The 11255-nt window shown below is 47.3% G+C and carries 11 protein-coding genes; 3 read left to right on the top strand and 8 right to left on the bottom strand.

Going from position 1 to position 11255, the window contains the following annotated elements:
- The first annotated feature begins 6 nt into the window (after nucleotides 1-6).
- Nucleotides 7-993, top strand: a complete 987-nt coding sequence (ribF, locus tag U0021_RS06750; RefSeq protein ID WP_114799825.1) for a riboflavin biosynthesis protein RibF — start codon at nucleotides 7-9, stop codon at nucleotides 991-993.
- A gap of 72 nt (nucleotides 994-1065) precedes the next feature.
- On the opposite strand, the gene trmB is transcribed toward ribF, so the two are convergent.
- Nucleotides 1066-1896: a tRNA (guanosine(46)-N7)-methyltransferase TrmB gene (trmB, locus tag U0021_RS06755; protein WP_114799826.1), complete on the bottom strand. Its 831-nt coding sequence runs from the start codon at nucleotides 1894-1896 to the stop codon at nucleotides 1066-1068.
- Between the two features lie 119 nt (nucleotides 1897-2015).
- On the opposite strand from trmB, the gene U0021_RS06760 reads away from it, so the two are divergent.
- Nucleotides 2016-2954, top strand: coding sequence for a DUF2628 domain-containing protein (locus U0021_RS06760; RefSeq protein WP_114799827.1), 939 nt, complete (start codon nucleotides 2016-2018; stop codon nucleotides 2952-2954).
- Between the two features lie 51 nt (nucleotides 2955-3005).
- Nucleotides 3006-3734, top strand: a complete 729-nt coding sequence (locus tag U0021_RS06765; protein ID WP_114799828.1) for a TraX family protein — start codon at nucleotides 3006-3008, stop codon at nucleotides 3732-3734.
- Nucleotides 3735-3754: 20 nt separating this feature from the next.
- Here U0021_RS06765 and U0021_RS06770 read toward each other — a convergent pair whose 3' ends face one another.
- The 7 genes from U0021_RS06770 to gmk all read right to left on the bottom strand — a co-directional run bounded on the left by U0021_RS06770 (nucleotide 3755) and on the right by gmk (nucleotide 11210).
- Complete coding sequence (locus tag U0021_RS06770) at nucleotides 3755-6043, bottom strand: primosomal protein N' (RefSeq protein ID WP_114799829.1); 2289 nt, start codon at nucleotides 6041-6043, stop codon at nucleotides 3755-3757.
- Between the two features lie 10 nt (nucleotides 6044-6053).
- A complete protein-coding gene (locus U0021_RS06775; RefSeq protein WP_049236640.1) occupies nucleotides 6054-6959 on the bottom strand; it encodes a Dyp-type peroxidase in 906 nt (301 codons plus the stop codon).
- Between the two features lie 150 nt (nucleotides 6960-7109).
- Nucleotides 7110-7490, bottom strand: a complete 381-nt coding sequence (locus U0021_RS06780) for a RidA family protein (RefSeq protein WP_049236639.1) — start codon at nucleotides 7488-7490, stop codon at nucleotides 7110-7112.
- Nucleotides 7491-7518: 28 nt separating this feature from the next.
- Nucleotides 7519-7698, bottom strand: coding sequence for a hypothetical protein (locus U0021_RS06785; protein ID WP_049236638.1), 180 nt, complete (start codon nucleotides 7696-7698; stop codon nucleotides 7519-7521).
- 83 nt (nucleotides 7699-7781) lie between these two features.
- Nucleotides 7782-9971, bottom strand: a complete 2190-nt coding sequence (locus tag U0021_RS06790; RefSeq protein WP_114799830.1) for a RelA/SpoT family protein — start codon at nucleotides 9969-9971, stop codon at nucleotides 7782-7784.
- A 249-nt stretch (nucleotides 9972-10220) separates the two neighbouring features.
- Entirely contained in the window at nucleotides 10221-10493 is a 273-nt protein-coding gene (gene rpoZ / locus U0021_RS06795) for a DNA-directed RNA polymerase subunit omega (RefSeq protein ID WP_049236634.1), read from the bottom strand.
- A gap of 87 nt (nucleotides 10494-10580) precedes the next feature.
- The gene (gmk, locus tag U0021_RS06800) at nucleotides 10581-11210 is read right to left on the bottom strand and encodes a guanylate kinase (RefSeq protein WP_114799831.1); all 630 of its coding nucleotides are present in this window, start codon (nucleotides 11208-11210) and stop codon (nucleotides 10581-10583) included.
- Between the last annotated feature and the right edge of the window lie 45 nt (nucleotides 11211-11255).

Consider the following 11255-nt stretch of genomic DNA (forward strand, 5'->3'; position numbering starts at 1 on the left):
GTTTTCATGCAAATCATTTTTTTAGACAGTCATAATTTACCACCACTGCCGCCGCTTGCGCTGACCATTGGTAACTATGATGGTGTTCATTTGGGTCATCAAGCGTTATTATTGGCGCTATCTGATGATGCCAAGACGATGGATCTGTCATCTGCTGTGATGGTATTTGAGCCGCAGCCTAGAGAGTTTTTTTCGCCTGATAATCCGCCGGCTCGATTGACCAATTTGACCGAAAAAGCAGAGCAGATCGAGCAATTAGGCGTTCAATATCTGATTGTTGCAAGCTTTGATGATGCGTTTCGTTCATTGTCAGCGGCAGCATTTGTCGATCTTTTGCGCAGCTTGAATGTGAGCCATCTGGTGCTTGGCGATGATTTTCGTTTTGGTCAAGATCGCGCCGGCGACAAAGTATTTTTGAAAAATGCAGGATTTAGCGTAGATGATCTGCACAGCATTACCCAAAATGGCGTACGCATCAGCTCATCTTTGGTGCGTGACGCTTTGGTGGTGGGTGATCTTGACTCTGCCAAATCCATGCTGGGTCGATCATATAGCATGACTGGCGTGGTCGAGCATGGCGATAAAATTGGGCGAACATTGGACTTTCCGACAGCGAATGTGTCTTTGGGGCGCCTAAAGCCTGCACTGCACGGTATTTTTGCTGCTGATGTCTTTATTTGCCAAGATGGCAAGCCTTTGGACTGGGCGTCTGTCGGTCATGGTGGGCTGCAAGGTCTGCGCCAGGGCAGTTTATTTGGCACGGTGAGTGTTGGGCTTAGACCAAGTATTCAAGGTAAAGACTGGCGGCTTGAGGTGCATTTGCCGAAGTTTCAAGGTGACTTATACGGATCGACACTCAAGGTGGTGTTTACTCACTTTTTACATGGTGAGCGGCAGTATGAGGGCATCGAGGCACTGAAAGTAGGCATTGCCAAAGATGTGGCGGATCTATTGAAGTGGCGAGAGGATCAAGGGCGTTTGATCCTGGATTGAATCAAACGCCCAAGGCTTTAATCTCTCAGCATCACTCAACCAAAGCAGCCGCTTGAATAACGCTACTGGAGTTTAGGCTTTTAGATAAATCAAATCCCAGACGCCATGACCATGAGTGATGCCGCGTTTTTCAAACTTAGTCAAAGGGCGAAAATCAGGGCGCGGCGTGAAGTTGCCTTTTTCGCAACTGTTGATAAATTCAGGCATACCATCTAGCACTTCAAGCATCCAAAATGCATAATGCTCCCAGTCGGTCGCTGCATGAAACTTGCCGCCAGAGTTCAGTACGCGAGCGACTTTTGCCATGCGATCATGGGTGACGAAGCGGCGTTTATAGTGACGCTTTTTTTGCCAAGGATCAGGAAAATACAGCTGAACGGTGTCAAGATGCTGATCAGGCAGATTCTCAAGCAGGGCAATGGCATCGCCATTGATGACTTTTAGGTTGGCAAGCCCTGCCTCATCGGCGAGAGCAGTCAAGCGCCCAATGCCAGGCTCATGGACTTCGATGCCAACAAAATTCGTTTCAGGGGCATTTTTAGCCATCTCAAACAGGCTATCACCCATCCCAAAGCCAATTTCAAGCGTCAAAGGCGCGTGCTCACCATTGGGCGTGTTTGCAAATAAAGCTCGTAAATCAGTGATTGCTGATACATCGCCAAGCTTGCCAAGCTCGCCAGTAGGATTGACATAGATGTCACCAAAACGCTCATCAAGCAATGCCTGCTCATGGTGCTGACTCATGTGCGTGCGACGCTTCATAAAGGTATTGATTTTACGAAATTGCTCAGGGGTTTGTGCCAATTTGGCAAGGCGGGTACTGATTTCGTCTTTATCGATGGTTTGTGAAGCGTGAGTGTCTGCCAAGACATTTTGGGTATCTTGGGGTGTTGAATTTGTCATAAAAGGGCGTACAATAGCTAATATTAAAAACGGTCATTATAAAGAATAACTGACCTAACCACAAGCCAGCAGCTTCGTTTTTTGAGTGGCTGTTCATAGCATTTAGCCAAAGAGTCGCCATGTTTCGCCTACCTTTTTTGGAAGATACGACCCCGCCGCCATTTTATCAAAGCCACCTGAGTGATGATGAGCGCACCCAATTGGATCGTTGGTTCATTGGTCATCGCTCCCAAGCGTATTATTTGAGACGATTTGCTGAGTTTGATCGTGCAGGTCGGCTGCACGCGCGATGGCATTGGGCGGCATTTTTTATGACATTTGGCTGGCTTTTGTATCGTAAGCGCTACTTAGATTGTGTGGTGTATTGCGTGGCAGGCTGGTCATTTATTAAGGTTAATATTGTCATCATCCTAGCAGTGGCAGAATATGCCTTGATTGGATTTTTGGCGGATGCCATGCAGTGGCCTGCGCGTATTTTGATTGGCTTGGGGGTTTGGCTGTTTTGGTCGGTCATGGTAGCAAGATGGGCGGATGCTTATTATTATCGCATGGCTCGCCGAGAAATTGCCGACGCCATTGAGCTTTATCCTCGGGATGAAGATGCACAAAAACAGCATCTTAAGCGTGAAGGCGGCGTAAGCTTGGTTGGTCTGTCGGTGGCATTTGCGATGTTTGGGGTGATTTTATCAATCATCGTAGGGCAGTTTGTGCCGATGTATGTCAAACAAGCCGAGCAAAAGCTTTTGTTTGATGTCTATAGTGAAGCCAATGCGGTGGTTAAGCGGGTGGATGTGATTATGGCGAACACAGGTCAATGCCCAGTCAATTTGCCCGTAACCAGTACCCATCACCGCGCAGATATCAAAGTGGTCGCACAAGCTGACGGCATTGATACCCAGTGCGCTGTCGTTGCCACAGTCCTGAAGGCATCATATCCGCTTGGCTATCTCAAAGGGCGAACCTTGACAATATACAGCACGCCCACCCAAAGCGGTCTGGTGTGGCGCTGTCAAACTTCTTTATCAAAAAAACAAACCCCAAAACGATGCATTGGCTGATCTTAACCTTTTATCAGCAAGATCAAAGCATCTGATAAAATTGACTCTAGCATGACAGATGGCACTTTCACCGATCGGCGACAGCTGACCACTTTTCACCTAAAAATTATTACGCTGATCGCCATGCTGATCGATCACATCGGTTGGGCGTTTGTGGAGACCGACAGCCTCACAGCTGAGATGATGCACACAGTGGGGCGCGTGGTCGCTCCGATGATGGCGTATTTTTTGGTGATGGGGCTTGGGCATACGCAGGATAAATGGGCGTATTTGGGGCGGCTTTTGGGTTTTGCTATTCTCTCGCAGCCGATTTTTATGGTGTTTCAGTATGTCATCGGTAGTGTCGATTCATTGACACAAGTGCTTTGGGGTAATGTGCTGTTTACACTGAGTGCAAGTTTGGTCGCATTGATGATTTGGCAGATGAATGCCGCTGCACCTCTTAGAGTGCTCGGGGTGCTGGCGATGGCAATGATCGCTGAGATTGGTGAGTACGGGGCGGCGATGATTCTGTGGGTGATGGTGTTTGAGATTTTTAAACATGACAAACTCTTACAACTGATCGCTTATGCTCTCAGCGTCCCTTTGGCACATTATTTGATTTATGGATGGGCTTTGACAGTCGGTCTTGGTTGGATGAATGTAGGCCTGTTTTTAGCGTTACCGCTGATTTATTATCATACAGGTCGGCAGGGACGACGGCTGGGTGGTCGATATTTTTTCTATCTTTTTTATCCTTTGCATTTATTGGCGATCGTTTGCTTGGCTTGGGTCGTTTGATTGTGCCGCTGCTTGACAAATCACCAGCCCATTGGATCAATGTCAATACTCAGACGCACCGCCTTTGTACTTGGCAATGACTGTAGTGACGACCACCATGTCGCTAAAAATTCATGCAGCACGGGGCGAGTTTTTGACAAAATGAGCATCTGCACCTGATAGCGGTTATTTTTTTTGGTCATGGGTGCGTCTATGGGCGCATTGATAGCAAAAGGATGATTGGTCGGTATCATTCCCTTGGCAGCCAAGATGGCGTCTTTGGCTCGTTGATAGTGCAAACTTTCAGCACGAATGAGTACAGCATGGCTAAAAGGCGGCAGCCCCAGCTGCGATCTTTCGTGTAATAGTTCGTGGGCAAAGGCATGATAGCCCTGATGTACAAGCTGAGTGAGTAGGGCGTTGTCGGGCTGAAGCGTTTGGATCAATACTTTGCCTGGTTTTTTGGCACGACCTGCTCGACCTGCCACCTGTATGATGCGCTGTGCGGTGTGTTCAGGTGAGCGAAAATCAGCCGATAAAAATCCCAAATCCGCATTGGCAATGACAACGAGAGTGACATTTTCAAAATGATGACCTTTGGCGATCATTTGTGTCCCCACTAAGATCGCAGGGTTGCCAGTATTGATGTTTTTTGTCATCGCCTCCCATGCGCCTTTTTTTTGCATGGTGTCCTTATCGATCTGATAAATCGGATACGTTGTGCGGCTGACTTGTGGATTGGCAAACAATGCGTGCAGCTGCTCCACCAGGCGGGTCGTGCCTGCACCAAAACTGTCCATGTTAGGGCTGCGGCATTCAGGGCAGGTCGTCGGTATGGATGCACGATAGCCGCAGTGATGGCAGCGCAGTTCGCCATGCATGGGCTGAAGGCTGCTTTTGTGGATGGTCAAATGTGCATCGCAATTGGGGCAGTCAGCTTGATGACCGCAGCTTCGGCAAATCAAGATCGGTGCATAGCCTCGGCGATTTAAGAACACAAGCACTTGCTCACCTTTGGCCAAACAATCACGCATCGCCTGAATCGTCGCGGGTGCAAAGGCAGTGTCGCTGATCGTCCCATCGGTATGCTGAGCATGATAGCCACCCAGTCGCATATCCACCAAATGCATGGAGGCTGCCTGAGCGCCGCCAGCACGATTTTTGAGGATGAGGGGCGTCAATTTGCCATCTTGGATGAGTTTGAGCTGTTCAAGACTTGGCGTGGCAGTCCCTAAAATGATCGGAATGCGAGCAAACAAAGCGCGGATCATCGCCACATCGCAGGCATGATAGCGAAGGTGGTCTTGCTGCTTATAAGAAGCATCATGCGCTTCATCGATGATGATCATACCAAGATTTGCAAACGGATATAAAACACTTGAGCGTGTACCGATGATGATTTGTGCTTGACCCAAGCGGCAATCTTGCCAACCTTGAAGGCGTTCGGTGTCATTCATCTTGGAGTGTAGAACGCAGATATTGGCATGAAACCGTGAGCCAAACCTGCCTTTGGTTTGGGGTGTCAGCCCAATTTCAGGTACCAGTATCAGCACCTGCTTGCCTTGGGCGAGCACATGGTGCATGGCTTGAAGATATACCTCAGTCTTACCTGAGCCTGTGACACCATCCAATAAAAACCCTTGATATCTACCCAGATCAAACGCGGTCTTAATGGCATCTAGCGCCGCTTTTTGTTCATCATTGGCATCAAGCTTGGGCTCTAGCAGTGTCACAGGCGGCGCCGAAATCGGCGTGAATGAGCGCTCATCAGCACTGACAAGGTCTTTATTGATTAAAGTGGTTAAAACGCTACGCGTCGCACCGATCGCACTGAGATTTGACTCACTGATCCCATCAGGATGCATGAGTAGATCGCTGAGAATTTGCCGCTGTTTTTTGGCAGTCTTTGGCAGCTGATCTATGACTTGATCATCACATATGGCTTTATAATATCGCTGCTTGGTATGAATGGGCTTGCCTTGGTTGATGAGCGTCGGCAGCATCACCGAATACACTTCACCCAAGGGATGGTGATAATAATCCGACAGCCAGCGAGCCAGTTTTAATAATTCCTCATCAAGGATGGCGCGCTCGTCCAGCACTTGCTTGATGGGCTTGAGTTTATTGGGTGGAACTTGACTTTGGCTTGCCAAAATCAGCCCAACCACCACCCCTACCATTGACCTACGACCAAACGGCACTAATACCCTAGCACCAATTTCGGGCAGCGGTAACTCACTGGGACAAATATAATCAAAAAAATCACCCACAGGAACCGCCAATGCAACCTGTGCAACAAATTTGGGCGTCTGCTGTGGGTGCGTAGTCATGATTGGCAAATTATAGATTTTCTAAGCGCTCAACCGAAGGCGCGTAATAATAAGCACCCGAAACCGCCGTGCTGACATGTTTCAAAAGTAGATCAATTTTGCCGTCTGTTTCACCAAACATGCTGAGCAGCTGGGCTTCGATATTCCATAGTCTGGCAGCATAGGCGATGTACATTAAGCCATGCTCGCCGGTGACTGTGCCAAACGGTAAGCTTCTGCGCACAACTTCCAAAGTCTTGCCATTTTCTTTTAAATTGGTGCGACCCAAATGAGAGTCCGATAGCCGCTTGGCTTTATCAAATTCAATATTATCAACTTTTGAGCGTCCAATGCAGTCTTCTTGGTCGCACACAGGCAGCTCATCCCATTTATTCAGATCGTGGCGGTATTTTTGTAAAAGCACATAACTGCCACCAGCATCCGCACCGTCTGCGATGGCAGCCACGCCGCTGATTGCATCATCTTGGGGATTTTCTGTGCCATCGACAAAGCCTTCTAAGCCGCGATTTTCGACCCAGCGAAAGCCATGCGTTTCTGATTGAATCTCTACGATATCCTTAAATATCGCCACCAATTCTTTGGCTAAGCTAAAATTGATATCGTGGCGCATGGATTGAATATGGAACATCACATCATGCTGTGTGGCAGGTGCCAAGCCGCCACCCAATGGACGAAATGGCTTGATTTGACCGCCTTCTTCGGCGTAGCCAAAGTTTTGCCAAGCTTGTGCGCCAAAGCCGATGGTCAGCCCCAAAGACTCGCCGGGAAACTTGGTTTGCAAGTCGCCCAAAGCTCTCAAGGCTCGGCGGCAGGCATCTGCGATGGCAGGCGTGTTGGTGGTGGTAAAATCACCTTCCATAAAGATGCCGGCGCGGCAATGGTCAGGAATGATGGCGGATTGTGGCGTTTTAGACATGAGTTACCTTTATGATATCAATGATTTTAAATGATGAATGAACACTAAGCTTAAACATTATTCCCCATTTTAGATGGGGCAGTTTGTAAGTCTTAAAAACACAAAGCCCTTGGACATCCAAAGGCTTATTGACCAAAATTGGCACACAGCTTATGACAAGTGTAAGATGGCTTCAATCTCAACCACACCATCCTTAGGCAGTGCAGCTACCTGAACAGCAGCACGAGCAGGATAAGGTGCGCTCAAGCGAGCATTAAACACTTCATTGAGCGTCGCAAAATCTGACAAATCAGTCAGTGAGACATTGAATTTGACCGTATCAGCCAAGCTGCCACCTGCCGCTTCAGCGATGGCTTGTAAATTATCCATGGCTTGCTCTGCTTGCGCTTTAAATCCTTCTTTGAGCGTCATGGTTTTTGGGTCTAAGCCCAACTGTCCAGAGATGTAAACGGTATCGCCCACCTTGACCGCTTGAGAATAGGTGCCAACAGCGGCAGGTGCATTATCTGTATGAATGATTTGTTTGCTCATGATACTTAAAAATCCCAAAATAGATGCATTAGATGTTTTTGGCGCGAAAATAGGCGCATAATTTATCAAACAGGCTCATCGCTTCGCCAGTATAGACGGTGTTAGATGGTGCGACATTATCCGCTGTCTTTGGCAGTAGGTTGGGTTCAACTTTACCAAGGAAATGTGCAGCATCTTTTTGGTCATTCAGATCGATTTTACAGCACATAAGACATCCTTACTTTGACTGAAGTTAGTATTATAATAGACCATTTTACCATCTAAATTCAAGCTTTTTGGCGCGCATAATCATCACTGATACAGGCGCATGATGTTTGGATAGCCAAGCAATGTGCGCAATTTTTCAATCCCTTCTGCCAAGTGAGAGCGTGAGCGCACCACAATGTGTAGCGTGGTTGTACCGACTTTGCCGTCTTGATCTGACTTGGTGTCTGTTTTGACATAGGTTTGTTCGACACCGATATTCAGCGCGCGCATCTCATAGATCACTTGGCTGATTTGTTCTTCATTTAAAATGGCATAAATACGCAGCATCGCCGGGAAGCGCAAAGCGTCTGGCTGATCTTGTAAAGACTGATCAGATTTCCAATTCAGCTGAATAATCTGATAAGGCGAATCAGCACGAACCGCCTGTAAAGAGTAGCACTTATGACGATGCACAACCAAGCCTTGGCGAGACAAATGCCCAACAATCTGATCGCCATAGATTGGATTGCAGCAGCGCGCAAAATCCACTTCCACGCCCTTGATGCCTGCCAACAGATGCTTAGAGCGAGTAATTTCATGACCATCAGCAGTATCAATCTCTTCACTAAATAGGCGAGAGACGACCAATTGCGGCAATAACATGCCTGTCGATAGCTGCATAAATAGCTCATCTGGCGTATTGATACCGCGCCATTTTAGAATGTCAGCCCAGTCATCATCGTTCAAATCGGTGATGCTTTTGCCGTAAGTGTTCAAAGCGCGATCAAGCGCCTGCTTACCATAATGGATCTTTTGGTCTTCAGGTAGCCGCTTTAAGAATTTTAAAATTTCTGTGCGGGCTTTGTTGGTGGCGACAAAGCCGAGCCATTCGGCGCGCGGGGTGGCGTTTTTGTCGGTGTCGATACTGACGGTATCGCCATCGGCGAGCACCAGACCAAGCTTGCCATGCTCATTGTTGATATCAGCGCCAGTTGCGATATTGCCGATCGCAGGTCCGACTGCATAAGCAAAATCTAGCGCCGTTGAGCCGCGTGGCAGTTCGTAGGCGCGCCCTTTGGGGCTGTAGCAGACGATTTTTCGTTCGTGCAAATAGCTGATCAGCTCTTCGATGATGGCGATGTGCGAATCATCACCTTCGGTCTCGCTGGCATTTGCCAGATCTTGCATATTGCGCAGACTGGCTTGAATGACTGACTGACTGACGCCAGTTCGGTCACTACTGATAATGCCTAGGCGAGAGGCTTCTTGCATACGGCGAGTCATCAGCGTGATCTTGATGTGATTATAATCACGATCATAAAACAGCGTCAAAGATTGGTTACCGCCGGCTTGAGGTTTGCGAATATTATCATGGATTTGGCGATCGCCGATTTGATATTTTTGGATCAGATAAGTGGCAAGCTTATCACAAGACTCAATGTCTTTTAAGATGACTTCAAAATCATACTGACGAATCAGTCGGCTGATTTGACCACGATTTTTGAAAAACTGTCGATACATTGAGGTGCGATTGTCGAGCACTTGCACATTACCATCTAGGTTGAGGTGCGACAGTAAGCTTTGCAAATAAGTACTGATCTCAGTTTTTTGAAAATTACGCCCCAAGCCATGCTGTAATAATTTATCCGTAAATTTGTTATACGTATCAGGATTTAAATTGCGATAGCATAACAGCTCAATATAATCGGCGATGTTATTTAGCCCCATCAGGCGCGCAAAAGGAATATAAAAATCCAGCGTTTCTTGAGCGGTTCGTTTTTGTTTTTCTTCGCTGACAGCATCAAGCGTGGACATATTGTGCAGACGGTCAGACAGCTTGATGATGAGAACGCGCGGATCGGATAAGGTGGCTGTTAAGATCTTATGAAAAGTGGCGGCTTGGCTTTGCTGCTTACTCATCCCTGAGGATTTAAGCTTGGTGACACCATCGACAAGCTGAGCGACCATTTGACCAAATTCTTGTGTCACCAGCTCATCGGTCACTTCGGTATCTTCGACAGTATCGTGTAAAATGGCAGCGACAATGGTATCGCGGTCTAAGCGAAAGCCTGCCAAAATCTCCGCCACCGCGATCGGATGAGTGATATAAGGCTCGCCAGATTTTCGCTTATCATTGATGTGTGCGACATCACCAAAATGACACGCACGCAAGACATCAGCGCGCTCATCAGGCTTAAGATAGGCGACGGCGCGCATCAGACTGTCACGAGCTTCATCCACAAGCGGGTGGCTAAGAGTGGTCGGAATATTATGTGGATGATAGCTTTCTAGCATGGACGGCTCGCACAAATTAAATCTGATCAATAACTAAAAAATGACTTGGCTTGTTTGGGTTTAAAGCCCTGAATTTAAGCCCTATAATAAATCACTTTGTAGGGGTGTTGTCAATATCTTCACCATTGAATTGATTAATTTTAAGATTTTTATTAATCAATAATACAGTGCACGGCACCACCGATCATCAGTTTAAAAATATAAAATAAAAAAAAGCCATGAAAACATGGCTTTAGGAACCGAAGCAGATTATAGGGTATTGCCTAGCTGCTCAGGCGTGATCTCATAAGATTGATTCGACTTTGGGAACAAATCTTCATCAGGCTCATCTAAGATGGCGCGACCGACATTACCTGCTGCGATCTCACGCAGTGCAAGTACAGTCGGCTTGTCATTATCAACCGCGACCGTCGGCTCAACTTTACCATTGGCAAGTTGGCGAGCGCGCTTGCTTGCCACCAAAATCAACTCAAAACGATTATCGACATTTGCTAGACAGTCTTCGATGGTTACTCGTGCCATGGATATTCTCTTAAACTAAATGGTGAATTTTCTATTATATCAAGTTTTTAAGGGTTTTTTAAGTGCCTTTTGATGATTTTTGTCAATTCATGAGTGGATTGGCGCATCATCAAATAACGCAGCAATCAAAGCAGCGTGGCGAGACTGCTGCGCGCGCAGGGTGAGCCGATGGCTCTTTACGATCGTTTGTAGATCGCTAAGCGCTGTCTCAAAGTGGTCATTGATCACGATGTAGTCAAATTGATCGTATTGGCGCATCTCATCAAGCGAGCCTGCCAAGCGTTTTTGGATGACTTCTTGGCTGTCTTGACCACGATTTGACAGACGCTCTGCCAACGCTTGACGGGTGGGCGGCAGAATAAAAATCATCACCGCTTGGGTAAACTGTGCTTTGACTTGTAGCGCGCCTTGCCAATCAATCTCCAAGATCACATCAATCCCTTGGGCTAACAAATCCATGACAGCTTGTTTGGATGTACCATAATAATTATCAAACACTTGGGCATATTCTAAAAACGCCGATGCCTCAATCAACGCCTGAAAGCTTTGTTTATCCGTAAAGTGATAATGCGTGCCATCCACTTCGCCCGGTCTTGGCGCGCGCGTGGTATGCGAGACGCTGACGCTAAGATTGTCTGTGCTGCCAAGTAGTTCTTTGACCAGTGACGTTTTGCCGGTGCCGGATGCAGCCGTGATGATAAAGAGTGTGCCTGTCATGACATGTCCTTAAACGTGAGATAAAAATATTGCCATATTTTAGCA

This window comes from Moraxella canis (assembly GCF_034424565.1).
Taxonomy (GTDB): domain Bacteria; phylum Pseudomonadota; class Gammaproteobacteria; order Pseudomonadales; family Moraxellaceae; genus Moraxella; species Moraxella canis.

What these genes read in the sequence shown, in the direction of transcription:
- U0021_RS06765 (WP_114799828.1), top strand. Translation starts at nt 3,006, where the DNA reads ATGACAGATGGCACTTTCACCGATCGGCGACAGCTGACCACTTTTCAC.
- U0021_RS06760 (WP_114799827.1), top strand. Translation starts at nt 2,016, where the DNA reads ATGTTTCGCCTACCTTTTTTGGAAGATACGACCCCGCCGCCATTTTAT.
- U0021_RS06770 (WP_114799829.1), bottom strand. Translation starts at nt 6,043, where the DNA reads ATGACTACGCACCCACAGCAGACGCCCAAATTTGTTGCACAGGTTGCA.
- U0021_RS06780 (WP_049236639.1), bottom strand. Translation starts at nt 7,490, where the DNA reads ATGAGCAAACAAATCATTCATACAGATAATGCACCTGCCGCTGTTGGC.
- trmB (WP_114799826.1), bottom strand. Translation starts at nt 1,896, where the DNA reads ATGACAAATTCAACACCCCAAGATACCCAAAATGTCTTGGCAGACACT.
- U0021_RS06775 (WP_049236640.1), bottom strand. Translation starts at nt 6,959, where the DNA reads ATGTCTAAAACGCCACAATCCGCCATCATTCCTGACCATTGCCGCGCC.
- U0021_RS06790 (WP_114799830.1), bottom strand. Translation starts at nt 9,971, where the DNA reads ATGCTAGAAAGCTATCATCCACATAATATTCCGACCACTCTTAGCCAC.
- ribF (WP_114799825.1), top strand. Translation starts at nt 7, where the DNA reads ATGCAAATCATTTTTTTAGACAGTCATAATTTACCACCACTGCCGCCG.
- rpoZ (WP_049236634.1), bottom strand. Translation starts at nt 10,493, where the DNA reads ATGGCACGAGTAACCATCGAAGACTGTCTAGCAAATGTCGATAATCGT.
- gmk (WP_114799831.1), bottom strand. Translation starts at nt 11,210, where the DNA reads ATGACAGGCACACTCTTTATCATCACGGCTGCATCCGGCACCGGCAAA.
- U0021_RS06785 (WP_049236638.1), bottom strand. Translation starts at nt 7,698, where the DNA reads ATGTGCTGTAAAATCGATCTGAATGACCAAAAAGATGCTGCACATTTC.